At 62.0% G+C, this 23,644-nt stretch carries 25 protein-coding genes; 13 read left to right on the top strand and 12 right to left on the bottom strand.

The window, feature by feature from the left end:
* Positions 1-170: 170 nt before the first annotated feature.
* The 6 genes from olsB to M1E12_RS21300 all read right to left on the bottom strand — a co-directional run bounded on the left by olsB (position 171) and on the right by M1E12_RS21300 (position 4,480).
* Positions 171-1,052 carry a l-ornithine N(alpha)-acyltransferase gene (olsB, locus tag M1E12_RS21325; protein ID WP_479563206.1) on the bottom strand — a complete coding sequence of 294 codons (882 nt, stop codon included), beginning with the start codon at positions 1,050-1,052 and terminating at the stop codon, positions 171-173.
* A gap of 87 nt (positions 1,053-1,139) precedes the next feature.
* Positions 1,140-1,631 carry a signal peptidase II gene (gene lspA / locus M1E12_RS21320; protein ID WP_113460151.1) on the bottom strand — a complete coding sequence of 164 codons (492 nt, stop codon included), beginning with the start codon at positions 1,629-1,631 and terminating at the stop codon, positions 1,140-1,142.
* Positions 1,632-1,633: 2 nt separating this feature from the next.
* Entirely contained in the window at positions 1,634-2,494 is an 861-nt protein-coding gene (locus M1E12_RS21315) for a TrmH family RNA methyltransferase (protein ID WP_479563205.1), read from the bottom strand.
* Entirely contained in the window at positions 2,491-3,630 is a 1,140-nt protein-coding gene (locus M1E12_RS21310) for a class I SAM-dependent methyltransferase (RefSeq protein WP_479563204.1), read from the bottom strand. The genes M1E12_RS21315 and M1E12_RS21310 overlap by 4 nt, the downstream gene beginning before the upstream one ends.
* A 108-nt stretch (positions 3,631-3,738) precedes the next feature.
* Positions 3,739-4,083 (bottom strand): LapA family protein, encoded by a 345-nt coding sequence (locus M1E12_RS21305; RefSeq protein ID WP_113460309.1) that lies wholly within the window; start codon positions 4,081-4,083, stop codon positions 3,739-3,741.
* 94 nt (positions 4,084-4,177) lie between these two features.
* Positions 4,178-4,480: an integration host factor subunit beta gene (locus tag M1E12_RS21300; RefSeq protein WP_054149157.1), complete on the bottom strand. Its 303-nt coding sequence runs from the start codon at positions 4,478-4,480 to the stop codon at positions 4,178-4,180.
* A 302-nt stretch (positions 4,481-4,782) separates the two neighbouring features.
* Here M1E12_RS21300 and lptC point away from each other — a divergent pair, with 302 nt between their 5' ends.
* From lptC to ptsN, 6 genes are all read left to right on the top strand, one after another.
* The gene (gene lptC / locus M1E12_RS21295) at positions 4,783-5,466 is read left to right on the top strand and encodes an LPS export ABC transporter periplasmic protein LptC (protein WP_479563203.1); all 684 of its coding nucleotides are present in this window, start codon (positions 4,783-4,785) and stop codon (positions 5,464-5,466) included.
* Positions 5,463-6,014 (top strand): LptA/OstA family protein, encoded by a 552-nt coding sequence (locus M1E12_RS21290; RefSeq protein WP_136540241.1) that lies wholly within the window; start codon positions 5,463-5,465, stop codon positions 6,012-6,014. Before lptC ends, M1E12_RS21290 begins: the two co-directional genes overlap by 4 nt.
* A gap of 75 nt (positions 6,015-6,089) precedes the next feature.
* Positions 6,090-6,836: an LPS export ABC transporter ATP-binding protein gene (lptB, locus tag M1E12_RS21285; protein ID WP_162760080.1), complete on the top strand. Its 747-nt coding sequence runs from the start codon at positions 6,090-6,092 to the stop codon at positions 6,834-6,836.
* A 140-nt stretch (positions 6,837-6,976) separates the two neighbouring features.
* On the top strand, positions 6,977-8,545 hold the full coding sequence (rpoN, locus tag M1E12_RS21280) for an RNA polymerase factor sigma-54 (protein WP_310240056.1): 1,569 nt from the start codon (positions 6,977-6,979) through the stop codon (positions 8,543-8,545).
* Positions 8,546-8,767: 222 nt separating this feature from the next.
* Positions 8,768-9,343 carry a ribosome hibernation-promoting factor, HPF/YfiA family gene (gene hpf, locus M1E12_RS21275; protein ID WP_113460158.1) on the top strand — a complete coding sequence of 192 codons (576 nt, stop codon included), beginning with the start codon at positions 8,768-8,770 and terminating at the stop codon, positions 9,341-9,343.
* 67 nt (positions 9,344-9,410) lie between these two features.
* Positions 9,411-9,875 (top strand): PTS IIA-like nitrogen regulatory protein PtsN, encoded by a 465-nt coding sequence (ptsN, locus tag M1E12_RS21270; protein WP_113460311.1) that lies wholly within the window; start codon positions 9,411-9,413, stop codon positions 9,873-9,875.
* Between the two features lie 75 nt (positions 9,876-9,950).
* On the opposite strand, the gene grpE is transcribed toward ptsN, so the two are convergent.
* A complete protein-coding gene (gene grpE / locus M1E12_RS21265; protein ID WP_136540237.1) occupies positions 9,951-10,577 on the bottom strand; it encodes a nucleotide exchange factor GrpE in 627 nt (208 codons plus the stop codon).
* Between the two features lie 101 nt (positions 10,578-10,678).
* Complete coding sequence (gene hrcA / locus M1E12_RS21260; protein ID WP_113460160.1) at positions 10,679-11,767, bottom strand: heat-inducible transcriptional repressor HrcA; 1,089 nt, start codon at positions 11,765-11,767, stop codon at positions 10,679-10,681.
* A 174-nt stretch (positions 11,768-11,941) separates the two neighbouring features.
* Here hrcA and rph point away from each other — a divergent pair, with 174 nt between their 5' ends.
* The 4 genes from rph to hemW are packed head-to-tail and all read left to right on the top strand — an operon-like array spanning position 11,942 to position 14,927.
* Entirely contained in the window at positions 11,942-12,658 is a 717-nt protein-coding gene (rph, locus tag M1E12_RS21255; protein ID WP_113460161.1) for a ribonuclease PH, read from the top strand.
* 17 nt (positions 12,659-12,675) lie between these two features.
* Complete coding sequence (locus M1E12_RS21250; RefSeq protein ID WP_479563202.1) at positions 12,676-13,089, top strand: VOC family protein; 414 nt, start codon at positions 12,676-12,678, stop codon at positions 13,087-13,089.
* A gap of 7 nt (positions 13,090-13,096) precedes the next feature.
* Entirely contained in the window at positions 13,097-13,741 is a 645-nt protein-coding gene (gene rdgB, locus M1E12_RS21245; RefSeq protein WP_479563201.1) for an RdgB/HAM1 family non-canonical purine NTP pyrophosphatase, read from the top strand.
* 4 nt (positions 13,742-13,745) lie between these two features.
* Positions 13,746-14,927 (top strand): radical SAM family heme chaperone HemW, encoded by a 1,182-nt coding sequence (gene hemW / locus M1E12_RS21240; RefSeq protein WP_479563200.1) that lies wholly within the window; start codon positions 13,746-13,748, stop codon positions 14,925-14,927.
* Between the two features lie 117 nt (positions 14,928-15,044).
* Here hemW and dnaA read toward each other — a convergent pair whose 3' ends face one another.
* From dnaA to mutM, 4 genes are all read right to left on the bottom strand, one after another.
* On the bottom strand, positions 15,045-16,595 hold the full coding sequence (gene dnaA / locus M1E12_RS21235) for a chromosomal replication initiator protein DnaA (protein ID WP_113460165.1): 1,551 nt from the start codon (positions 16,593-16,595) through the stop codon (positions 15,045-15,047).
* Between the two features lie 806 nt (positions 16,596-17,401).
* Positions 17,402-17,668, bottom strand: coding sequence for a 30S ribosomal protein S20 (rpsT, locus tag M1E12_RS21230; RefSeq protein WP_113460166.1), 267 nt, complete (start codon positions 17,666-17,668; stop codon positions 17,402-17,404).
* Between the two features lie 189 nt (positions 17,669-17,857).
* Entirely contained in the window at positions 17,858-18,631 is a 774-nt protein-coding gene (locus M1E12_RS21225) for an enoyl-CoA hydratase (RefSeq protein WP_113460167.1), read from the bottom strand.
* Positions 18,632-18,659: 28 nt separating this feature from the next.
* Positions 18,660-19,550 carry a bifunctional DNA-formamidopyrimidine glycosylase/DNA-(apurinic or apyrimidinic site) lyase gene (gene mutM, locus M1E12_RS21220; RefSeq protein WP_479563199.1) on the bottom strand — a complete coding sequence of 297 codons (891 nt, stop codon included), beginning with the start codon at positions 19,548-19,550 and terminating at the stop codon, positions 18,660-18,662.
* A 137-nt stretch (positions 19,551-19,687) separates the two neighbouring features.
* On the opposite strand from mutM, the gene ubiE reads away from it, so the two are divergent.
* The 3 genes from ubiE to M1E12_RS21205 all read left to right on the top strand — a co-directional run bounded on the left by ubiE (position 19,688) and on the right by M1E12_RS21205 (position 23,643).
* Positions 19,688-20,464: a bifunctional demethylmenaquinone methyltransferase/2-methoxy-6-polyprenyl-1,4-benzoquinol methylase UbiE gene (gene ubiE, locus M1E12_RS21215; RefSeq protein WP_479563198.1), complete on the top strand. Its 777-nt coding sequence runs from the start codon at positions 19,688-19,690 to the stop codon at positions 20,462-20,464.
* A gap of 5 nt (positions 20,465-20,469) precedes the next feature.
* Positions 20,470-22,044 (top strand): 2-polyprenylphenol 6-hydroxylase, encoded by a 1,575-nt coding sequence (gene ubiB / locus M1E12_RS21210; protein ID WP_479563197.1) that lies wholly within the window; start codon positions 20,470-20,472, stop codon positions 22,042-22,044.
* Between the two features lie 111 nt (positions 22,045-22,155).
* Positions 22,156-23,643, top strand: coding sequence for a sensor histidine kinase (locus M1E12_RS21205; protein WP_479563196.1), 1,488 nt, complete (start codon positions 22,156-22,158; stop codon positions 23,641-23,643).
* The last annotated feature ends 1 nt before the right edge of the window (position 23,644 follow it).

Below are 23,644 nucleotides of genomic sequence, written 5' to 3'. Positions count from 1 at the left end.
GGCAAGGACGGTCGAGAGACAGGCATGCGGTGGCCGGCAGAGTGTCGGCCGGGTGCACGCAGCGGCATGCGCATTGCCACGATGATCGGCAGAAACGGGGTCCCGCACCCTGCGAAAGCCTCTCGCCTGGCCGGCAAGGCCCTCTCCCCCACGGGGGAGAGGGCATGTCTTCAGCTGGCGCTGGCGAAGCGGCCGGCGTCCGCGCCGTAATAGTTGACGTAGCGGCCGGAGATGCTGGAGATGGGCAGGATGATCAAGACGTCGGTGGTGTTGAACGCCTGGTCGACGACGGCACCATTGCCGACCATGGCACCCAAGCGAAGATATCCCTTGATCAGCGGCGGCATGGCAAAGAGGGCGCGGCGGGTATTGACGGCTTCCGACGGCATCAGGTCCATCTCGCGGTAGAGATGCGGCAGCGCATCCACGGCCCATTCGCCGCGCGCGACAGCATTGTGATGCAGGAAGGAAAGCGCAAGCGCGTGTTCTTCCGGCTGCGTGCCGGGGAAGGAACCGCAGCCGAACATGGCGTCGATGCGGTGCTGGAGGGCATAGGCCCAACAGCCCTGCCAGAGCAGCTCGACGGTGCGCTTGGTGCGGTATTGCGGCAGCACGCAGGAGCGGCCGAGCTCCATGAAGCGCTTGCCCGGGTGGCGGGCGACCAGCGCGTCGACGCCGAACTCCGAACCCGAGTAGAAGCCGCCATGGGCGATCGCCACGTCGTGGCGCAGCAGGCGATAGGTGCCGACAATCTGGTCTTCTGTGTCACCTTCGATGGCGCGGTCGAGAACCAGCAAGTGATCGCAAAGGCCATCCCAGCTGTCAACGTCGCGGCCGCGGCGAGCGCATTCGGGATCGACCTGGGCCTTCATCTCCTCGACGAAGACGCGGTAACGCACTGCCTGCGCGGCGTCGATCTCGCGTTCGGTACGGGCAAGGCGGGTCTCGAGGCTGCCAATGCGGCCCAGGAGATCCCGGGAGGATGCAAGTCCCAGCGGCAGGGCTGCCGGGCTTTCCAGGAGAAGGTCTCGTTCGATCAGTTCCACGCTCATCGGATCTATCCAGCGTTGAAGTCACGGGCCTTTAAACACGACACTGCTACAGGAAAGTGACAAAACTTCGGAGGCTTATGACGCCTGTCAAGCCTCCGGCGGCTTCGGTTTGCGGTGCTGAATGATCTCGTCGATCACGATGCAGATCGCACCGATGGTGATGAAGCTGTCGGCCAGATTGAAGACCGCAAAGGACCAGGTGTCCGTGTAAAACAGGATGTAGTCGACGACATAACCATAGGTCAGCCGGTCGATGATATTGCCGAGCGCGCCAGCGATGATCATCGAGAAGCCGAGATGGGCGAAATGCTGCTCCGGGCCGGTCTTGCGCCACAGCCACAGAACGAAGCCGACAATGACGAGGCGCAGGCCGATAATGAACCAGCTGTCGAGATGGGACAGCATGGAAAAGGCGACACCGAGATTGTGGGTGCGGTACAGCGCCCAAAACGGCAAAACCGGGATCAGCTCATGCATCGGCAGAGTGACTTCCACCGCATATTTGATCGCCTGATCGAGGATCAGGGCAATTGCGATGAAGGTGAGCACCGGGCCTGGCCGGTTGAAGGCTGCGAGCATGGTCACTTGGCTCCATAGAGCGTGAGCAGGTGGCGGCGGACCTCGAAGAGCATGACACCGGTGGCGACTGCCAGATTGAGGCTATCGGCCATGCCGACCTGCGGGATGCGGGCGAGCTTGTCAGCCGCCTGAGCCAGCTCATCCGGCAGGCCCGACTGCTCATTGCCCATCATCAGGATGACCGGCTTCGACTTGTAGTCGATGGTGCGATAGTCGACGGCGCCGGCGAGATGCGTGGCCACCAGACGGGCGTCGACCGACTTCTTCCACTTGAGGAAATCGGCGGGCGTCGTTTTGACCAGAGGCAAAGCGAACATCGAGCCCATGGTGGCGCGCACGGTTTCCATCGAGAAGGGGTCGGTGCAGTCGCCAACCAAAATGACACCGGCGGCACCGGCAGCATCTGCCGTGCGGATGATGGTGCCGAGGTTGCCGGGGTCGCGAACGCGATCGAGCGCAATCCAGGTTTCCGTGCCCTTCGGCTGGATCTCTTTCAGCGGTGTCCAGCGCTGTTCGAGGACGGCGGCCACCATCTGCGGATTTTCCCTCCGGGTGATCGAGGACATGACCTTTTCGCTGACTTCCAGCACCAGACCGCCGGCGGCGACGGTGCGCGCAGCGACCTTCTCGACCAGCGGCTTGCCCTTGCCAGCTTTGGCATAGACGAGGGTGCGGATGGTCCAGCCGCGATCGAGTGCGTCGATGACGAGCTTCAGGCCCTCGGCGAGGAAGGTCTTGCTCTCGTCCCGCGCCTTCTTCAGGGACAGCGCCTTGATGTCCTTGATGATCGGATTGGCGAGGCTGGTGACTTCCTTGACCTGGCCGACGCGGCGCGGTCCCTCGTGGCGAAAATCATCGGTCATTTCGGCACCCAGCGGCTGAAAAGAGAGGTGGAGAGAGCGCGGCCAGGCGTCTTGCGGTCGAGACCAGCCTCACGGATCACGAGCTCGCCCGACTCGACCAGACCGCCCTTGCCACGCATGGTTTCGCGCATCAGTTCGTGGATCGAATAGAAGCTGGCGCGGATCGAATAGGCGGTCAGCACCAGACCCACCGCCTTGGGGGCCAGGAGTTCTCGGCAGATGTCGAGCATCAGCGGCAGATGGTCGAAAAGCTGCCAGACTTCGCCATTCGGGCCGCGGCCGAATTTCGGCGGGTCGGTCAGAATGATGTCGTAACGATTACCGCGACGCTCCTCGCGCAAGATGAACTTCATCGCGTCTTCGCAGATCCAGCGGATCGGCGCCTTGTCCAGGCGGCTCAAGGACTGGTTCTCGCGGGCCCAGCCGATCGCCTTCTTGGAGGCGTCGACATGGGTGACTTCGGCACCGGCAGCAGCGGCAACCAGCGAGGCAACGCCGGTATAGCCGAAGAGATTGAGGACCTTCAGCGGCCGGTCGGCTGCTTCGATCTTCTCCTTCATCCAGCTCCAGTGGGCGATCTGCTCCGGGAAGACACCGACATGACGGAAAGCCGTGAACCGGCCATGGAAATCGACGCCGAGGAGCGAAAGCGGCCAGGTCTCGCCGAGCGCCTCGCGGGGAAAACGCCAGCGGCCCATGCCATCTTCATCCGTGTCGCCGGTAAAGACCGCATCGGCTTTGTCCCAGATATGGGCGGGCAATGCACGCGGCCAGAGCGCCTGGGCTTCCGGCCGCACGATCCGGTAGGGACCGTATTGCTCGAGTTTCAGGCCCTCACCGCTGTCGATCAGGTGGAAATCGCCGGCCCCCGTCGATTCCAGGATCAGCGGCACGCGCTCGGCCGGGCGCTCGCCGGAGCGTACCGTCAAGGGCCGAGCGGGCTCGGCCGTGGTGTCAACGGCCTGCGGCTGCGGGCGGCTTTTGGGCGCATCGGCATCGCGGCGTGGCTGGCGGATCGAGCGATCGTCCCTCCCCTTGGCAGACGCGGGCTTTGCCGAGCCCGGCCGGTCCGAGCCATTGCCTTTCGCCTTCGCTCCCGGGAATGGCTTGCCGGGGCGACGTTCCTTGTTCTTCACGTCTGATATCCGTGGGTCGGTGTTCGTCTCGGCCTGCCCTTAGCATTGCCGGCCCGGCGCGAAAAGGAAATTTGGCGCGAGCACTCGTGGCTTGCGCCGCCGGCGCGGTCAGCGCGCGCCGATCTGGGGAAGGGTCGAGCCGGCGATCTCTTCGGCGCGCGTCTTTTGACGATCCGCCTCGGCCTGCCACTGCTGGGCCATGCGCGACTGGTTGCGCGCCTTCTTGCGGTGCTTGCCCTGGGTGAACCAGGTGACGATCGCACCCAGCAGCACGCCGAGCATGACGGCAAGGATCAGCAGCACGAAGAGGGGTGCTGAAACCGAGAGCGCTTGGTCGGCCGGATTGAAGGGGTTCAGGGCGAGATTGACCGGCGCGCGGTTGGCAACGGCCAGAATGACGAGGAGCACACCGAGCGGAACGAATACCACGAGGCTCACCACTTTGCGCACCATCTCGACAACTCCCATTTCTGCCCGATCCCGCAACCGGGACCTCTCAGCGGTTCAAGGTAAGGACAGAGGCGGAATTTTCAACGCGAAAAGCGTCTTATTCGTCGTCCTCGTCGCCCATGCCGGGGTTGAGGCGCTCGCGCAATTCCTTGCCGGTCTTGAAGAAGGGCACCCACTTCTCTTCAACGAAGACGGTCTCGCCCGTGCGGGGATTTCGGCCGGAACGCGACGGGCGGTTCTTGACGGAGAAGGCGCCGAAGCCGCGCAGCTCCACGCGGTTGCCCGCTGCGAGCGCATCGGTAATTTCGTCGAGTACCGCGTTCACAATGTTTTCGACATCGCGATGGTAGAGATGCGGATTGCGGGCCGCGACGATCTGCACCAATTCCGACTTTATCACGCGGACCCCCTGAAATTTCTCTTGTGACGTGAGCGGCGACAAAGTTGCCAAAGCAAAAAAGCTCAGTCAAGGAACAACTTAACCATAAATCGGTGGCTTTGCGAGCGATATGACGTGCATCACACGCTAAATCGTGATCGGCGTCGCCTCACTTTATCCACCCGGCCCGTCGACGCTCCCTCTGGCGCAGTTCTTGTAACCGGGCCGCCACAATCCATATTGGCAAGGACCGGTGGACATGCGAAACGACGAAAGTAGGCGCACAGGTTTCGGCCAAGCGCCATGAGAACGGGTTCCTGTTAATGCTGCAAACGACACATGACGGCCTGCCGACCGCCGAAAGCGGATCCGGCGCTGAAGCCTATCGACGGGCCGTGAACCATTCGCGCCGTGTGCGTCGCCTGCGCTTTCTGCTGCCGGTCGCCGCGCTCGGGATCACGCTCGCCTTCGTGGCCGTCTCCTTTGTCCGCGGCTTGATGCCCGAGGAGCTGCAGATTGAATCGGCCAAGATCGAAGACGGCAAGGTCGTGATGGAGAAGCCTGCAATCGCCGGGCGCAATTCCGACGGCGTGCGGTATTCGATGCGGGCCGAGCGCGCGCTGCAGGATATCAAGAACCCCAACATGATCACGCTCGAGACGATAGCAGCGGCGGTACCCGTCAATGACAAGGTTGTCGCCAATGTCGTGGCGACCAGCGGCATCTTCGACCGCGGCGCCAATATCCTCGATCTCGACAAGCCCTTCACCCTGAACCTCAGCAGCGGCATCGATGCGCAGTTCGGCTCCGCGCATCTCGATATCTCCGGCGGCACCATGAAGACGGATGATCCGGTGGCGATCCAGACCAAAGGCGCCTCGATTGTTGCGAACTCGCTCGAGATGAAGGATAAGGGGCGAACCATGATTTTTTCGGGCAGCGTCAAGTTGAATATCGAGCCGTCCGCCCTTCGCAGCAATCGGTCTATGGAAGCCGCCCAGCCATGATGAATCGCCCCTCTACCACGTCTGTTGTCGCTGGCTTCCTGTTCGTTTCGGCGAGCATCCTGGCATCGGCCGCTGCAGCGCAGACGACCAACAGCCAGATGGACGGCCTGAAGCTGTCGAACGACCAGCCGATCCAGATCGAAAGCGACGCGCTGGAAATCCGCGAGCAGGAGAAGAAGGCCTTCTTCTCCGGCAATGTGAAGGTGGTCCAGGGTACGACGACGCTGCAGGCAGGCTCGATGGTGGTGCATTACCGTGGCGAAGGCCAGACGGTCACGCAGGGCAATGCCGACATCGAGAAGATCGACGTCGCGCAGAAGGTGTTCCTCTCCTCCGGCACGCAGCAGGCAACCGCCGACAAGGGCTATTTCGACATGGCTCAGCAGCTTTTCGTGCTCGAAGGCGAGCGCGTGGTGCTGTCTGAGGGACAGAATGTCTTTGTCGGCTGCAAGCTGACCGTTCAGATGGAAACGGGACGGGCGAAGCTCGACAGCTGTGGCCGGCGCGTCCAGATCCAGCTGGATCCCAAGTCCCAGCAGAGCAACTGACGGGTCCGCGTGAACGTGCACATTCCTTTTTTCTCCAGGACAAAGCAGGCCAAGAAGGCGGCTGCCCCGGCCGGCCTGCCGGGCGACAAGGCGCGCTACGAAGGCACGCTGATCGCCCATGGACTGACCAAGACCTATAATTCCCGTCGTGTGGTCAATGGCGCCTCGCTCGTGGTGCGCCGAGGCGAGGCCGTTGGCCTGCTCGGGCCGAACGGCGCTGGCAAGACAACCTGCTTCTACATGATCACGGGCCTCGTTCCGGTCGATGCCGGCACGATCTCGATCAACGGCAATGACGTGACGTCGATGCCGATGTATCGGCGCGCCCGCCTCGGCGTCGGCTATCTGCCGCAGGAAGCCTCGATCTTCCGTGGGCTGACGGTCGAAGAAAACATCCGTGCCGTGCTCGAAGTGCACATTTCCGACAAACGCAAGCGCGAAGCCAAGCTCGACGAACTGCTGGCGGAATTCCACATCGAGAAGCTGCGCAAGTCACCGGCGGTGGCGCTGTCCGGTGGTGAGCGACGCCGTCTCGAAATCGCCCGCGCGCTGGCGACGGACCCGACCTTCATGCTGCTCGACGAGCCGTTTGCCGGCGTCGATCCCATCTCTGTTTCGGACATCCAGAATCTGGTCCGTCACCTGACGGCCCGCGGCATTGGCGTCTTGATCACCGACCACAATGTGCGCGAAACGCTCGGCCTGATCGACCGTGCCTATATCATCCATGCCGGTGAAGTGCTGACCCACGGCCGCGCCAACGACATCGTCAACAACGCCGATGTCCGTCGTCTCTATCTCGGCGAACAGTTCAGCCTCTAGGGTTCGGCGAAGAAAACGCCACCCCTCCCCCTCCTGCGGCTTGACCAAAGTAAAATAAAAAGCAATTTTTGGGCCAAGTGGATTTTTCCCGCCATCAAGGGCGGGAATACGGGGGAATGTAGGGGAGTCGAACGTCCGCCATGGCCTTATCCGCCAACCTGTTCCTGCGACAGAGCCAGTCTCTGGTGATGACTCCGCAGCTGATGCAATCGATTCAGCTGTTGCAGATGACTCACCTCGAACTGATGCAGTTCATCGCGCAGGAAGTCGAGCGCAATCCGCTGCTCGAAATGGCGGCAGATGACGGAGATTTGAGCGGCGACCCTTCCGAGACTGCCGATCGCCACGGCACCGGATCACAGCAGGACAATCAGGCCAACGGCGACGACTTCGCAGCACCGCCCGCTCTCGACAGCGACTGGTACGAAAACGACGCCAGCGACCGCCTGAGCGATCGCCTCGACACCAATTACGATACGGCCTTTGCCGATGAAGGCTCGGCCCAACGCCCCGACGCGCCAGAGCTGCTCGGCCAGTGGAAATCGATGCCTGGGCAATCGGGCGATGGCAGCGAAGGTTTCGACCTCGACGATTTCGTCGCCGGCCAGATCAGCCTGCGCGACCACCTCAATCAGCAGATCCCGTTTGCGCTCAGTACCGCCTCCGATCAGCTGCTCGCCTCCGTGCTCGTCGACCATCTCGACGAAGCCGGCTATCTGCGGGCCGATCTCTCCGAGATATCCAGCCGCCTCGGCCTGTCGCGCGATGCCGTGGAAGAGGTTCTCACCACCCTGCAGACGCTGGAACCCGCGGGTGTGTTTGCCCGCTCGCTCAGTGAATGCCTGGCGATCCAGCTGCGCCAGCGGGACCGCTATGATCCTGCCATGGCGGTGCTGGTCGACAATCTCGAGCTCCTGGCAAAGCGCGATTTCGCGACGCTGAAGAAAATCTGCGGCGTCGACGAGGAAGACCTCATCGACATGCTGTCGGAAATCCGCAAGCTCAACCCCAAGCCGGGCAGCAGCTTCGAACACGCCGTCAGCGAGTCTGTCACGCCCGACATCGTGGTCCGGGCCGATGGAAACGGCGGATGGCGGGTGGAGCTCAACCCGGACGCCCTGCCCCGCGTGCTGGTCAATCACAGCTATATGGCGGCCGTGCGCCCCGGTACGGCCAAGGATGCGCCCGACCAGGCCTTCATGTCGGAATGCCTTCAGAACGCCAACTGGCTGACCCGCAGCCTCGACCAGCGGGCAAAGACCATCACCAAGGTCGCGGCAGAGATTGTCCGGCAACAATCGGCCTTCCTCGATCACGGCGTCGATCATCTGCGCCCGCTCAATCTGAAGACGATTGCCGACGCGATCAAAATGCACGAATCGACCGTCAGCCGCGTCACCACGAACAAATACATGATGACGCCGCGCGGGCTGTTCGAGCTGAAATACTTCTTCAGCGTATCCATCGCATCGGCCGAGGGCGGAGACAGTCATTCGGCGGAAGCGGTTCGCCACCGGATCCGCGCGCTCATCGCCCAGGAAAGCCCCGATGCCGTGCTCTCCGATGACGATATCGTCGATCAGCTGAAGGCAAGCGGCGTGGAGCTTGCGCGGCGCACCGTTGCGAAATACCGGGAGTCGATGAACATCGCCTCCTCGGTGCAAAGACGTCGTGAAAAGCGCGCCATGGCCAAGGTTTCCGCCGTCTGACCGGCCCAAATCACCGCAAAGATTAACAGGAGATTGACTCTGCGGCCGATGGCGGCTAGAAGCGCGCCGCAATCGACAGCGCACACTGTCGCCGAGGGAAAAGTCCCCTCGACCACGCCCGACAAACGAAGGCAGAGACTGACCGAACCGCTCGAAAAGCTTGGACGCGGACGTCGCTTGGCGTAAAATGGATACGCAACCAATCATAAGAAGGGAAACTCCATGAGTGTGCGTGTATCCGGCAAGCAGATGGAAATCGGTGAAACTTTCCGCCAGCGGATCGAAGACCGAATCCAGGATGCGGTTACCAAGTACTTCGACGGAGGGTATTCCGGGCAAGTGGTCGTCACGAAGTCGCAGTCGCGCTTCGCGGCCGATTGCCTGGTGCATCTCGATACCGGCGCGAACCTGCATGCCGCAGGCGAGGCCAATGATCCGCAAGTGGCCTTCGACACGGCCTTTGAGCGAGTCGAAAAGCGCCTGCGCCGCTACAAGCGCAAGCTGAAGGATCATCACGCCGGCGAGGCTCAGAACCCGCCGATCGAGGTGGCCTATACGGTCATGGACTCCGTGGACGAGGATCACGAGGAACTGCCGGAAGACTACGCCCCGACGATCGTGGCCGAGAGCACCAAGAAACTGCGGACCATGTCGGTCGCTACGGCCGTTATGGCTCTCGACATGACGGATGAACCGGTTCTTCTGTTCAGAAACCCGGGAAGTGAACAATTGAATATCGTTTATCGTCGGAATGACGGTAATATCGGGTGGATCGATTCCGCCAACATCAAAGGCTGAGGATCGGCTTGGGCGGCTGCACGAGGCGGCCGCCCGCTCGTCGATCCGAGGCATGAAGGACATTGATATGGCATTGGCAGATTTGCTGCAGCAGGATGCTGTCGTACCGGCCCTCCGGGTGAACTCCAAGAAGCAGCTGCTTCAGGAACTTGCGGCCAAAGCCTCCAAGCTCACCGACATTCCGGAACGGGAAATCTTCGACGTGATCCTGCAGCGCGAGCGTCTGGGTTCGACGGGCGTGGGCAATGGGATCGCGATCCCGCATGGCAAGCTCAATAAGATCACCAAGATCACCGGTGTCTTCGCACGCCTGGAAACACCCGTGGATTTCGAGGCCCTGGACGACCAGCCGGTCGACCTCGTTTTCCTGCTCCTCGCACCCGAAGGTGCCGGTGCAGACCATCTCAAGGCCCTGTCACGGATTGCCCGCGTGCTGCGCGACCAGGATCTGGTGGCCAAGCTCCGCGCGACCGAATCCGCTTCGGCGATCTACACCTTCCTGAACGAAGAACAGGCCTCGAACGCGGCCTGATCTGCAGCGTCAGATGAGCTCAACAAAAAAGCGCCCATCGGGCGCTTTTTTTCATGTGGCCTCTAACTTAAACCCTCAAGCCTTGGCGGCGTCCTCGGCAACGGCGTCCGCCTTCGGACCACCCTTGGCGACACCGACCATGGCCGGGCGCAGGACGCGTTCGCCGATCGCATAGCCAGCCTGGACAACCTGAACCACCGTGTTGTTGGGAACATTCGGGTTCGGGACCTCGAACATTGCCTGATGGAAATTCGGGTCGAACTTCTGGCCCTCGGCGTCGATCTTACGCACACCATGGCGTTCCAGCGTGGCAAGCATGCCGCGCTCGGTCATTTCCACACCTTCGATCAGTGCCGTCAGCGTTGCGTCGGCCGCAGCGCGCGCCTCTTCCGGCAGCGTCTCGATGGCGCGACGAAGATTGTCCGAAACGGAGAGCATGTCGCGGGCAAAGCTCGTGACGGCATAGGACTTCGCGTCCTTGATCTCGCGGTCGGTGCGGCGACGCAGATTGTCCATCTCAGCGGCGAGGCGCAGGAAGCGGTCGCGCAAGTCGGCGTTCTCGGCCTGGAGGGCTTCCACAGGGTCCAGCTGAGCCTCCGTCGCGCCCTCGTCTGCGCCCGCAGCCTGCTGTTCAGCCGCTTCGGTTGCGTGCGCCTCGTGGGCCGCCGCGTCAGGTCCGTTCTTGTTGGTTTCTTCGGTCATGACGTTCTCCGAATGGTTTTGGTGTCCGAACTCTCGGTGTCGAATTCGTGCCCGATATCAGGGTTTGGGGTGAAAAAATCAAGGGTTGGCGGGAAATCCGCCTAACGCCCGCTGCGCGACAGCCGGGCCATCAGCTGCGCGGTGTAGTCGACCATCGGCACGATCCGCGAGTAATTCAGGCGCGTCGGCCCGATGACGCCGACGGCACCGACGATGCGGTCTTCGCCGTCGCGGTAGGGTGCCACGATCAACGAGGAACCCGACAGCGAAAAGAGCTTGTTCTCGGAGCCGATGAAGATGCGCACGCCCGGGCCGCTTTCGGCAAGGTCGAGGATCTCGATCAGGCTTTCCTTGCGCTCGAGGTCATCGAAGAGCAGCCTCAGCCGATCGATATCCTCCGAGCCAGCAAGACCTTCGAGCAGGTTGGCACGGCCACGCACGATCAGGCGGGCCGGCTGCTTTTCTGCGACTTCGCCCGACCAGACGGCAAGGCCGCGCTCGACCAAATCCTGCGAGAGCGTGTCGAGTTCACTTGCGACCTGGGTCTTCAGCTTCTCGATCTGCCCGCGCAATTCGCGCAGCGTCTGGCCGGCAAGATTGGCGTTCAGAAAGTTCGCCGCTTCCGTCAGCTGCGAAGCGGTTACGCCGGCCGGTAGCTCGATGATGCGGTTTTCGACCTGATTGTGCTCGCCGACAAGGACGGCAAGGGCCTTGGTCGGCTCGAGCCGGATGAATTCGACATGCTTCAGGACGGGATCGTTCTTGGACGATATGACGAGGCCTGCGCCGCGCGACAGCCCGGAGAGCATGCGGCTTGCTTCAGTCAGCATCGCCTCCATCGGCTGATCGGCGCTGGTCGGGCGGATCTGCCGCTCGATCTCGTCGCGCTCCCCTTCCGAGAGGTCGCCCACCTGCATGAAGGCGTCGACAAAGAAGCGCAGACCCGCCTGAGTGGGCAGTCGACCGGCGCTGACATGGGGCGCATAGATGAGGCCGAGATCTTCCAGATCGCTCATGACATTGCGCACCGACGCCGGGGATAGCGACATCGGCAGCAGGCGCGACAGGTTGCGCGAGCCCAGCGGATCACCGGAATCGAGATAGGTTTCGACGATGCGGCGAAACACTTCCCGTGAGCGTTCGTCCAGCGACGCGGAAACGTCTGCGACAGTCGTCTTCAGTGATGCCATTGGCGCAGCGGACAGGATCTCAGAGGTTTCATGGCGCAAATATAATCACTGCGTGTTCGATGACCAAGGGGTATTTGAGGCTTCGGCACGCCTCCTGCGGCGTTGCGGCATGGTTTTTCTTTGCAAATGGGTGGCTCCCTCCTTAGAAGGCAACGAACAACTCAGGAGATTGCAATGCGGCCATCCGGCAGAAAAACCGACCAAATGCGCAAGGTCTCGTTCGAGCGCAATTTCTCCAAGCATGCGGAAGGCTCCTGCCTGGTGAAGTTCGGCGACACGCATGTGCTGTGCACCGCAAGCCTTGAGGACAAGACGCCGCCGTGGCTGCGCAATTCCGGCAAGGGCTGGGTGACGGCCGAATACGGCATGCTGCCGCGCGCGACCGGCGAGCGCATGCGCCGCGAAGCCTCCTCCGGCAAGCAGAGCGGCCGCACTCAGGAAATCCAGCGGCTCATCGGCCGGTCGCTGCGCGCCATCGTCGACCTCGAAGCGCTCGGCGAGCGGCAGATCTCGATCGACTGCGACGTCATCCAGGCGGATGGCGGCACGCGCACGGCGGCAATCACCGGCTCTTGGATCGCCCTGCACGACTGCCTGAAGTGGATGGAAGCGCGCAGCATGGTGAAGGTCGAGAAGGTTCTGAAGGACCATATCGCCGCGATCTCCTGCGGGATCTTTGCAAGCCAGCCGGTGATCGACCTGGATTACCTGGAAGACTCGGCCGCCGAGACCGATGCCAACTTCGTCATGACCGGCTCCGGCGGCATCGTCGAAATCCAGGGCACCGCGGAAGGCAAGCCCTTCAGCCAGGACGAGTTCCTGACGCTGCTTGGCCTTGCCCGCAACGGTATCGATGAACTGGTGGCCCTGCAGAAGCAGGCAATCGGCTGAGACTGAGGGCCGGGTCGATGGCACAGGAGATCGAAGGTGTTCTGGAGGCCGCGCTCTATGCGTCCGATCTGGATGCCGCCGAGCACTTCTACGGCACCGTCCTCGGTCTCAAGCGCATCGCCCGCCACGATGACCGGCACATCTTCTTCCGCTGCGGTCAGACCGTGGTGCTGATCTTCAACGCCGAGGAGACGGTGAAGGCTGCGTCTCCCGGTGCGCTGCCCGTGCCGCCACATGGCACCACAGGTGCGGGACACCTCTGCTTTCGCGTTTCGGGAGACAGACTGGACGAGATGGCCGCGAAGCTGACAGCCGCCGGAGTGGCGATCGAGGCCGATTTCCGCTGGCCGACCGGCGCCCGTTCCATCTACTTCCGCGACCCGGCCGGCAACAGCCTGGAATGCGCCGAACCCAAACTCTGGAATCTCTGAGGACCCCATGCGCAAGCTTGACACCCGCATGATCGTCGTGGCCAGCCACAATGCCGGCAAGATTGCCGAGATCGCCGACCTGATCGGCTCCTTCGGCTTCTCGGCCAAATCGGCCAAGGACCTTGCTTTCGTCGAGCCTGAGGAAACCGGCACGACTTTCGAAGAGAATGCCGCGATCAAGGCATTGGCCTCGGCCAAGGCGTCCGGTCTGCCGGCGCTGTCGGATGACAGCGGGCTGGTGATCGATGCGCTTGATGGTGCGCCCGGCGTCTACACGGCCAACTGGGCGGAGCGGGAAGACGGCACGCGTGATTTCCCCTGGGCGATGGAAAAGGTCGAAAAGGCGCTTGCCGAGCGGGGCGCGACGGAAGCCGCCCAGCGGACCTGCCGCTTCGTCAGCGTGCTCTGTCTCGCCTGGCCGGACGGTCACACCGAATTCTTCCGCGGCGAGGTCGAAGGCACCATTGCCTGGCCGCCGCGTGGGTCCGCCGGCTTCGGTTACGACCCGATCTTCCAGCCTGAGGGGCATGAACGCACCTTCGGCGAGATGACGGCGGACGAGAAGCATGGCTGGAAGCCGGGCGATGCGGCCGCCCTGTCGCACCGGGCACGGGCCTTCAAGCTCTTCGTCGAAACCTGCCTGGAGGCCTGAAGCGTTGACCGACCGGTCCTTCACGCTGCTGCCCGATACGGGAGAACCCGGCTTCGGCGTTTACGTGCATTGGCCCTTCTGCGCGGCCAAGTGCCCTTACTGCGACTTCAACAGCCATGTGCGGCATCAGCCGGTCGATCAGGCGCGCTTCGTTCAGGCGTTCCTTACTGAGCTGAAGGCCGTGCGGGCGTTGTCGGGGCCGAAGACGGTGACCAGCGTCTTCATGGGGGGCGGCACGCCTTCGCTGATGGATCCTTCGACGGTCGGCGCGATCCTCGACGGGATCGCCGCCAACTGGCACACGCCCGACGGCATCGAGATCACGATGGAGGCGAACCCCTCCAGCGTCGAGGCGACCCGTTTCCGCGGCTACAGGGCCGCAGGGGTTAACCGGGTGTCGCTCGGCGTGCAGGCGCTGAATGATCCGGATCTTAGATTTCTCGGACGACTGCATGACGTGGCGGATGCGCTGAAGGCGATCCGGCTGGCACGCGAGATCTTTCCGCGCATGTCCTTCGATCTCATCTATGCCCGCCCCAACCAGACGGTCGAGGCCTGGGAGAAGGAGTTGAAGGAGGCGATCTCCTATGCGGTCGATCACCTCTCGCTCTACCAGTTGACCATCGAGGAAGGCACCGCCTTTTACGGCCTGCACAAGGCCGGCAAGCTGATCGTGCCCGACGACGAGCATGCCGCAACCCTTTACGAGGCGACGCAGGAGATCACGGCGCGCGAAGGCTTGCCGGCCTATGAGGTTTCCAACCATGCCCGCCCGGGAGCCGAAAGTCGGCACAACCTCACCTATTGGCGCTACGGCGATTATGCCGGGATCGGCCCCGGCGCGCATGGACGGCTGACGCAGGGGCGGAGCAAGATCGCAACGGTGGCCGAACGTCATCCCGAGACCTGGCTTTCCGCCGTCGAGCAGAACGGCCATGGCATCATCGACCGCGAGGAGCTGGATCACGAGGCGCAGGCGGACGAATTGTTGCTGATGGGGCTTCGCCTGCGCGAGGGTGTCGACCTCTCCCGCTGGCAGCAGCTTTCCGGCCGCGATCCCGATCCGGACAAGGAGCAGTTCCTGCTGGACCAGGGCTTCATCGAGCGCCTCGGCAATTCGCGGCTGCGCTGCACGCCGCCGGGCATGCTGATCCTCGACGCCGTCGTCGCCGATCTCGCCTGCTGAGCGCCGTTATCAATCCCGAATTGCTGATGAGGTCTCGCACCGAGGCGCTCGATTGAACGCAAGAAGCCCGCCGGCGACGAACCGGCGGGCCTTCGTATTCTGCAAACAACGGCTCGCTTATTCGTTGATCAGGCGGCGCAGGAGTTCGATTTCCTGCGACAGCTTCTGGTCGGCCGAGATCAGTTCCTCGATCTTGCGAACAGCATGCAAGACCGTCGTGTGGTCACGTCCGCCGAAGCGACGGCCGATCTCCGGGAAGGAGCGCGGGGTGAGCGTCTTCGACAGATACATGGCGATCTGGCGCGGCTTGACGATGACGCGGGTGCGGCGGTTCGAGACGAGTTCCTGACGCGAGACGTTGTAATGACGGGCAACGACGCGCTGGATGTCTTCGATCCGCACGCGCTTCTGGTCACCGGCACCGACGAGGTGAGCGAGCAGCTCGTCTACACGCTCGATCGACAGGTTCGGCTCGAAGGAGCGACGGAAGAGCAACTGGTTAAAGGCGCCTTCCAGATCACGGCCGCTGCTGGTGATGTTGCGGGCGACGTGTTCGAGAATGTCTGCGGGAATGTCGAGCGAGGGGTCGTCCTTGCGGGCGACTTCCAGGCGCGACTTCATCATGTCGAGGCGCATTTCGTAGTCGGGCGCTTCCATCTCGATGGCAACGCCACCCTGGAGGCGCGAACGAACGCGCGGATCGAGCGATTCAAGCTCCCAGGGAGCGCGGTCGGCGGCGACGACGACCTGCTTGGCGCTGTCGAGCAGCATGTTCAAGAGATGGCAGAACTCGTGCTGGATCATCTTGCCCTGCAGGAACTGCATGTCGTCGATGATCAGGAGGTCGATGTTGCGCAGCGAGTCCTTGAGCGTCAGGGCATCGTTGTCGCGGATCGCGGTGGCGAAGCGCCACATGAAGTATTCGGCCGTCAGATAGACGACGCGCGGCTGGCGCGGGCTCTGGATGGCCGCATTGGCAATCGCCTGCAGAAGGTGCGTCTTGCCGAGACCCACCGAGGAATGGATGAAGAGCGGGTTGAAGCGCACGGCGCCGGCACCGGCTTCGGCAATCGTCTTGGCGGCAGCGAGGGCCACGCGGTTGGACGCGCCTTCCACGAAGCCATCAAAGGTGTAGCGGCTGTCGAGCGGCGAACCGAAGAGCGGACCGCTCTGGCTGCGCGGAGCCGTCCCGTTGGACGGGGTCTGCGGCTGCGCGATCTGGCCGATCGACTGGGGACCGGACTTGCGGGCGGCCGCGGGCTGGGCGGCTTCGCTGCCGGCCGCGCGCTCTTCCACCTGCGGACCGCGGGTGCTGCGGCTTGCGCTGCGCACCATGATCTCGACCTTGAGGATCGAGGGATCTTCGGCCTGGAAGATGGAGGTGATGAGATCGAGATAGCGGTTGTTGATCCACGACTTCAGGAAAGTGGTGGGGACCGTCAGACGGACCACGCTCTTCGATGCGGAATGGAGCTTCAGGCGCCCAAACCAGCTTTGGTAGACGTCGACCCCGACCTGAGCCTTCAGTCGCTTGCTGAAGCGGTCAAAGAGATCGTTATGCTTCATATCGGCATTCTCTCCTGCTCCGTCGGAGCACGCGGCGCCAAGCGCCGAATGTGCATTGTCCCCGTTCGCCAATGCACCGGCCGTCATAGAGTTCATCTGCATTTTGCCGCCTTCCAATTCATTCCAGGTGTCGGGCGTTTCTCTCGCCGTCCGACAGCCGCTTCATCTCACGTCGACCCCTAGAGATCGACAGTCCCCGAACACTCGTCGCGCTTCAGCCAAAAGCCCGACACAGCTTCCGTCGCCCCCTCACGCCGACGGATGTCCTTTCAAAGCGAACGGCATCCTCGTCATGCCGATCGTTCATCCCTTCAGAGCCGCTGGGCCCTTTCAAGGCACAAATCGTCATCACCCGGAAACAGCCAAGTTTCCGATGCAACGCCGATCACTTTATGAGAAAACGGAATGGACACACTCCGCTCCGGCAAAGGCGACTATCTTGAGAGCATTCCTGCCGTTCAGACCGTCGTTTCGGGCTAGTCCCTCGCCCTTTGCTGAGAAACATTAAGGCAGGATCAAATGTGAAGATCAACACCGATTTTTACGGTAGCGGAGCCTCAGGCCATTGACTCTTGGTACTTCATTTTTGCGTCACATTCGGGCGAAAAAGAATCGCTTTTGAATCAAGGAGATTCCCAAACGGGCACAAAATGGGGTTGTCGCGAAGCCAAAAAATAAAATTTTCCTTGACGGCCAGGAGGGGTAACTTCCCCCAGCCCGAAGGGCGCCTTACGCGAGCCACCTCCTTGAAGTCATTGTAAACATTTAATTTTTTATGTCATCGGAATGATAAGCTGCACTGCAACAGAAAATTCTAAAACATCAATTTGCAGTAAAACGCAGCACGAACGACAAAGAGCCCGGCGAAACGCCAGGCTCTTCACAATTTGTCAAAAAGGTGTCTAAAATTAGACAGCCAGTGCCTTCACACGAGCAGCAAGACGCGAGATCTTGCGCGATGCAGTGTTGGCATGAACGACGCCCTTGGTGGCAGCGCGCTGGATCTCCGGCTGAGCAGCCTTCAGAGCATCCTTGGCGACAGTTGCGTCACCCGAAGCGATGGCTTCTTCGACCTTGCGGATGAAACCACGGACCCGCGAACGACGAGCCTTGTTGACTGCAGTACGGGCAGCGATCTTGCGGGTCGCCTTCTTCGCCGAAGTTGTGTTGGCCATAATGCCTCTCTCGAATTCAAACCAAAGCCCACCATCGCCGCGTCGGGTCGTTGCGACCTGCCATACCAGCACTTGGGGAGCTGTTTCATGGGGAAAGCGCATCGGCTTTCCCAACCGTGGGCGGGCATATAGCGGGAAAGCGCGATTGCGTCAACGCGGATTCTGCAGATAACGCGCCTTCCCTTACGCTTATCTGTTCTTGAAGCTCGGCTTCCGTTTCTCCACGAAGGCTGCCATTCCCTCCTTCTGGTCCTCGGTCGCAAACAGCGAGTGGAACAGGCGACGCTCGAAACGCAAGCCTTCGCTCAAGGTCTGCTCGAAGGCGCGGTTGACCGCCTCCTTGGCCATCATCACGGAGGGGAGAGACAGCGAGGCAATCTTGGCTGCCGCTTCCAGCGCCTCGTCCAGGAGCCGCTCAGGTTCGACGACGCGCGCCACCAGGCCTGCGCTTTCTGCTTCCGCTGCATCCATCATCCGGCCGGTGAGGCAAAGATCCATGGCCTTGGCCTTGCCGACCGCGCGGGTGAGACGCTGGGAGCCGCCCATGCCGGGGATGATGCCGAGCGTGATTTCGGGCTGGCCGAATTTCGCGGTCTTCGAGGCTATGATGAAGTCGCACATCATGGCGAGTTCGCAGCCGCCGCCGAGGGCGAAGCCGGAGACCGCGGCGATGATCGGCTTGCGGAAGCCCGCCACCTGATCCCAGCCGCCGATGAAGTCGCCGGTATAGCTGTCGACGAAGTCCAGCGACTGCATCTCCTTGATATCTGCGCCGGCGGCGAAGGCCTTTTCCGACCCCGTCAGCACAACGGCCGCGATATCGGCGTCCGCCTGCAGTTCGGCCAGGAGTTGGCTGAGCTCGCGCATGACGGTCGAGTTCAGCGCATTCAGCGCCTGCGGGCGATTGAGCGTCACCAGCGCAACACGATCGCGCCGTTCGATCAGCAGGGTTTCAAATGACATGGCTTCCTCCCTCCGCGGCCTTCAGGCCTCATTTCTGGCAGGCGCGACAATAGAATGTCGAGCGGCCGGATTGAACTATCCTTTCGACGGTACCGCCACAACCATCCGTGAGGCATTCCCTTCCTTCGCGATCATAGGCGCGGAAGAAATGCTGGAAGTAGCCGAGCGTGCCGTCCGCCTGGATATGGTCGCGCAGCGATGAGCCGCCGGCCTCGATCGCGTCTGCAATGACCTCGCGGATGGAACTGGCAAGCAGCGTCAGCTGCGGTTTCGGCTTGCCGGTCTTCGTGACCAGGGTCGAGACCTTGCGGGTCGGCGACAGATGTGACCGCCAGAGCGCCTCGCAGACATAAATATTGCCGAGGCCCGCGATCACCTTCTGATCCAGAAGCGCGCTCTTCAACGGCTGGGCGCGTCCGGCGAACCGGGTGGCGAGATAATCCGCCGAGAGCATGTTGCCCACGGGTTCGGGACCGAGCTCGCGAAAGGCCGGATAGGTTTCGAGTTCCGAGCGCGCCATCAGATCCATGAAGCCGAAGCGGCGCGGGTCATTATAGACGATGCGAACGGCGCCCTCCGGACGCTCCAGATGGAAAATGACGTGGTCGTGCTTTTCATCCTTGCTGCGTTCGTGGTGGAAGACGCCGGGCAGGCTGGCGCCCTCGTCTGCCTCGATGCGGAAGGAGCCGGACATGCCGAGATGGGCGATGAGCGTCAGGTCCTCTTCAAAATCGACAAGCAGGTATTTCGCCCTGCGTGACAGCGCCTGGATGCGGCGTCCCGCAACCCTTGCGGCAAAATCGCGCGGCAGCGGAAAGCGCAGATCCGCGCGCCGCAGCTCCAGGCGCTGCACTCTCGCTCCTTCCATCGCGGGGGCGAGGCCGCGTCTTACCGTCTCAACCTCTGGCAATTCCGGCATTTAAGCCCATCTTTCTGTTTGAACCGCTTCTTTAAAGGTCTATAGACCAGCCAGCCTTTGGCTTCTCCTGCGCAGATAGCGCGTGACGAGCCTTTTCGCTATGGTCCGCCGACCGTTCCGATATGTGGAGTGAACCGATGACTGCAAGCCGCATTTCCGCCGATGGCGGCATGGAAACCTCATACGGGTTTCGCCAGGTCGACGAGCAGGAAAAGCAGGGGCTGGTCAACGAGGTCTTCCACAAGGTGGCCAAGCGCTACGACATCATGAACGATGTGATGTCGGCAGGCCTGCACCGCGTCTGGAAAGATTCGATGGTCGCGGCGCTCAATCCGCGCAAGGATCCCAATTACAAGGTGCTCGACGTCGCGGGCGGCACCGGCGACATTGCGTTTCGCATCGTGGAAGCCTCCAACCGGACGGCCCATGCGACCGTGCTCGACATCAACGGCTCCATGCTCGGCGTCGGCGCCGAGCGTGCGGAGAAGAAGGGGCTTTCGCCCAACCTCACCTTCGTCGAGGCCAATGCCGAAAGCCTGCCGTTTGAAGACAAGAGCTTCGACGCCTATACGATCGCCTTCGGCATCCGCAACGTGCCGCATATCGATGTCGCACTTTCGGAAGCCTTCCGCGTCCTGAAGCGTGGCGGTCGCCTTCTGGTTCTCGAATTCTCCGAGGTCGAGATGCCGCTTCTCGACAAGGTCTATGATGCCTGGTCGTTCAACGCGATCCCGCGTTTCGGCAAGATGATCACGGGCGACGCGGAGCCCTACCAGTATCTCGTGGAATCGATCCGCAAGTTCCCCAACCAGCCGGATTTTGCGCGCATGATAGAACGTGCCGGTTTCTCCAACGTCAAGTTCACCAACTATTCCGGCGGCATCGCCGCGCTGCATTCCGGCTGGAAGATCTAAGCCGTATGAGCACGATCGGGGCATATTTCCGCCTGGCGCGGGTGGGCTGGGTGCTGGTACGGGAAGGCGTGATTGCCGCCTTGCCATCGGAAGGCCTGCCGCCGTTGGTGGGCATTGCCAAAGCCGCCGTCGCGCCCCTGGCCCGCAATCGGGCAAAATCTGCTGAGCGCTCCGACCGGCTGGCGCGGGCCGTTGCGCGGCTCGGCCCCTCCTATGTGAAGATCGGCCAGTTTCTGGCCACGCGGCCGGATGTGGTCGGCGCCGAATTCGCAGAAGATCTGGCCGGGCTGCAGGACCGCATGGCCTTCTTCCCGACGGAGGCTTCAAAGGCGACGATCCGGGAGTCGCTCGGCCGCTCCATCGACGATCTCTACGCCCATTTCGGCGAACCCATCGCTGCGGCGTCGATCGCCCAGGTGCATCCGGCCGAGGTGGAAACGCCCGAGGGCAAACGCAAGGTGGCGGTCAAGGTGATCCGGCCCGGCGTGCGCAAGCGCTTTGCCGCCGATCTCGAGGCCATGTACCTCGTCTCCCACATGCAGGAACGCTTCCTGCCGCATACGCGCCGACTGCGCCCGGTTGAAGTCACGAAGACGCTGGAGCAGACCACCAAGGTGGAGATGGATCTCCGCCTGGAGGCCGCCGCGCTTTCGGAGATCGCCGAAAACACCAAGGACGATCCGGGTTTCCGGGTCCCCAAGGTCGACTGGGAGCGGACCGGCCGCGATGTCGTCACCATGGAATGGATCGACGGCGTCAAGATGTCGGATGTCGAGGGCTTGAGAGCAGCCGGCCATGATCTCAACGCGCTTGCCGACACGTTGATCCAGTCCTTCCTTCGCCACACGCTGCGCGACGGCTTCTTCCATGCCGACATGCATCCGGGCAATCTCTTCGTCGATCCCACGGGCATGATCGTGGCCGTCGACATGGGCATTGCCGGCCGTCTCGGGAAGAAGGAGCGCCGTTTCCTTGCCGAGATCCTCTACGGCTTCATCACGCGCGATTACATGCGTGTTGCCGAGGTGCATTTCGAGGCCGGCTATGTGCCGTCGCACCATAATGTCGCAAGCTTTGCCCAGGCGATCCGGGCGATCGGCGAGCCGATCCACGGGCAGCCGGCCGAAACGATCTCCATGGCCAAGCTGCTGACCCTGCTTTTCGAGGTCACCGAACTCTTCGACATGCAGACGCGCCCCGAGCTCGTCATGCTGCAGAAGACGATGGTCGTAGTCGAAGGCGTGTCGCGCATTCTCAACCCGCGCTTCAACATGTGGAAGGCCGCCGAGCCGGTGGTCTCGCACTGGATCCGCGACAATCTCGGGCCCAAGCGCATTGCGACGGATCTGCGGGACGGGGCGAAGGCGGCGCTGAGGCTGGCGGAGGCCCTGCCCGAGATTGCAGCGAAAACCGAGAAGCTGCATAGTGACATCGTTCGCATGAGCGAGGATGGCTTGCGGTTTGATGCGGAAACGGCGGAACGCATTGGTCGCGCTGAAGCCCGCCACACGCGGCTCGGACGACTGGCGCTCTGGGTTATCGCAATCTCGGCTGCGGTGATCGCCTTCCAGATTTCTTAGGGCGATCGCCCTCTTCAAAAGAAAACGGATTTTCTCGATCTTTCGATGGAACAAAGTCGCGAGAGCCGTGTTTAAACGTCATTGCGCAGCTTTTGTTCCTCTGGGAGTTACATGTCCGCCACCCAAGCCGGTTTCGTACGGTCCACGCTCCTCTTCCTCCTGATCGGCACCGCTATTCTCATCGGGATCATCGTCGCGACCCTCGGGCTCGTGGAGCGCACGCGCTCGACCTTCGACTATATCCTTCAGGAGCGCAACATCCGCCGCATGGCAGCGGATCTGATGCAGAAGCTCACCGACGCCGAAACAGGGCAGCGCGGTTTCGTCATCACCGGTGAGGAGCTGTTCCTGCAGCCCTATGAAGGTGCTGTCTCGGAAATTCGCGAAAATGTGGAAGCGCTGGCGGAAGCCGTCAAAGACCGGCCGATCAAGGCCGAGCGGATGGACACATTGCGCGAGAAGATCCGCGGCAAGCTCACCGAGATGGGTCAGGCGATCAACCTCGTGCGCAGCGGCGAACAGGACGAAGCCATTGAATTGGTCCGCGGTGACGTCGGTCGCGAGCTGATGGACGAGATCCGCCAGATGCTCGACGAGTTCAAGGACCTCTCCGACGCCAATGTCGAAACGGGAACCCAGGAACAGATCGCCGCGACGCAGCAGCTTCAGTGGATCACGCTGGGCGGCGGCATTGCCATCGTCGCCGTCATGGGTGGCGCGCTGCTGGTCGTGGCCCAGCATGTCCGCGCGCTTGCGGCATCACGCCAGGAGGTCGAAGTTCTGAACCAGGGCCTGGAGGCCCGTGTGGCAGAGCGCACCGACGACCTGATGCGGGCGAACCAGGAAATCCAGCGTTTCGCCTATATCGTTACGCATGATCTGCGCGCGCCCCTCGTCAACATCATGGGCTTTACGGCCGAACTCGACGCGTCGCTCAAGTCGCTGCAGGCCTATGTCCTGAACGACGGCAAGACCGTTTCGGAGGATCAGATCCACGAGGCCCGACTGGCCGCGGCAGAAGACCTGCCGGAGGCGATCGGCTTCATCCGCTCATCGACGAAGAAGATGGACGGCCTGATCAATGCCATCCTGAAGATCTCGCGCGACGGTCGACGCCAGCTGAAGCCCGAGATCGTCGAACTGCAGCCGATGCTCGAGACCATCACCAACAGCGTCTATCACCAGATCAGCGAAAGCGACGGCAGCATCAAGCTTGAAATCAAGGCTCCGCGCCTCAACACGGACCGCCTGTCGGTCGAACAAATCCTTGGTAACCTTTTCGATAATGCTATCAAATATAAACATCCGGATCGGCCCTTGGCCCTTGCTGTCCGAACCGCGCCCGAAGGGCGACACATGGTTCGGATCGAGGTGGAGGACAACGGCCGTGGCATTGCAGAACACGATCACGAACGTATTTTCGAACTCTTTCGCCGTTCCGGCCAACAGGACCAGTCCGGAGAAGGAATTGGTCTTGCCCATGTCCGCTCCCTTGCGCGGAACCTTGGGGGGGAGATAACCGTTCAGTCCCGTTTAGGGGAAGGATCGACCTTCGTACTGCGACTGCCATCTGACCTGTCACGCTTGGTACGGAGTTGAA

The sequence above is a fragment of the Rhizobium sp. K33 genome, assembly GCF_056501445.1.
Note: the sequence above shows the minus strand (reverse complement) of the source record. Positions and strands in the feature narration are given on the sequence as shown.

What these genes read in the sequence shown, in the direction of transcription:
- olsB (WP_479563206.1), bottom strand. Translation starts at nt 1,052, where the DNA reads ATGAGCGTGGAACTGATCGAACGAGACCTTCTCCTGGAAAGCCCGGCA.
- lspA (WP_113460151.1), bottom strand. Translation starts at nt 1,631, where the DNA reads ATGCTCGCAGCCTTCAACCGGCCAGGCCCGGTGCTCACCTTCATCGCA.
- M1E12_RS21315 (WP_479563205.1), bottom strand. Translation starts at nt 2,494, where the DNA reads ATGACCGATGATTTTCGCCACGAGGGACCGCGCCGCGTCGGCCAGGTC.
- M1E12_RS21305 (WP_113460309.1), bottom strand. Translation starts at nt 4,083, where the DNA reads ATGGTGCGCAAAGTGGTGAGCCTCGTGGTATTCGTTCCGCTCGGTGTG.
- lptC (WP_479563203.1), top strand. Translation starts at nt 4,783, where the DNA reads ATGCTGCAAACGACACATGACGGCCTGCCGACCGCCGAAAGCGGATCC.
- M1E12_RS21290 (WP_136540241.1), top strand. Translation starts at nt 5,463, where the DNA reads ATGATGAATCGCCCCTCTACCACGTCTGTTGTCGCTGGCTTCCTGTTC.
- rpoN (WP_310240056.1), top strand. Translation starts at nt 6,977, where the DNA reads ATGGCCTTATCCGCCAACCTGTTCCTGCGACAGAGCCAGTCTCTGGTG.
- hpf (WP_113460158.1), top strand. Translation starts at nt 8,768, where the DNA reads ATGAGTGTGCGTGTATCCGGCAAGCAGATGGAAATCGGTGAAACTTTC.
- ptsN (WP_113460311.1), top strand. Translation starts at nt 9,411, where the DNA reads ATGGCATTGGCAGATTTGCTGCAGCAGGATGCTGTCGTACCGGCCCTC.
- grpE (WP_136540237.1), bottom strand. Translation starts at nt 10,577, where the DNA reads ATGACCGAAGAAACCAACAAGAACGGACCTGACGCGGCGGCCCACGAG.
- hrcA (WP_113460160.1), bottom strand. Translation starts at nt 11,767, where the DNA reads ATGGCATCACTGAAGACGACTGTCGCAGACGTTTCCGCGTCGCTGGAC.
- rph (WP_113460161.1), top strand. Translation starts at nt 11,942, where the DNA reads ATGCGGCCATCCGGCAGAAAAACCGACCAAATGCGCAAGGTCTCGTTC.
- M1E12_RS21250 (WP_479563202.1), top strand. Translation starts at nt 12,676, where the DNA reads ATGGCACAGGAGATCGAAGGTGTTCTGGAGGCCGCGCTCTATGCGTCC.
- rdgB (WP_479563201.1), top strand. Translation starts at nt 13,097, where the DNA reads ATGCGCAAGCTTGACACCCGCATGATCGTCGTGGCCAGCCACAATGCC.
- dnaA (WP_113460165.1), bottom strand. Translation starts at nt 16,595, where the DNA reads ATGCAGATGAACTCTATGACGGCCGGTGCATTGGCGAACGGGGACAAT.
- rpsT (WP_113460166.1), bottom strand. Translation starts at nt 17,668, where the DNA reads ATGGCCAACACAACTTCGGCGAAGAAGGCGACCCGCAAGATCGCTGCC.
- M1E12_RS21225 (WP_113460167.1), bottom strand. Translation starts at nt 18,631, where the DNA reads ATGTCATTTGAAACCCTGCTGATCGAACGGCGCGATCGTGTTGCGCTG.
- mutM (WP_479563199.1), bottom strand. Translation starts at nt 19,550, where the DNA reads ATGCCGGAATTGCCAGAGGTTGAGACGGTAAGACGCGGCCTCGCCCCC.
- ubiE (WP_479563198.1), top strand. Translation starts at nt 19,688, where the DNA reads ATGACTGCAAGCCGCATTTCCGCCGATGGCGGCATGGAAACCTCATAC.
- ubiB (WP_479563197.1), top strand. Translation starts at nt 20,470, where the DNA reads ATGAGCACGATCGGGGCATATTTCCGCCTGGCGCGGGTGGGCTGGGTG.
- M1E12_RS21205 (WP_479563196.1), top strand. Translation starts at nt 22,156, where the DNA reads ATGTCCGCCACCCAAGCCGGTTTCGTACGGTCCACGCTCCTCTTCCTC.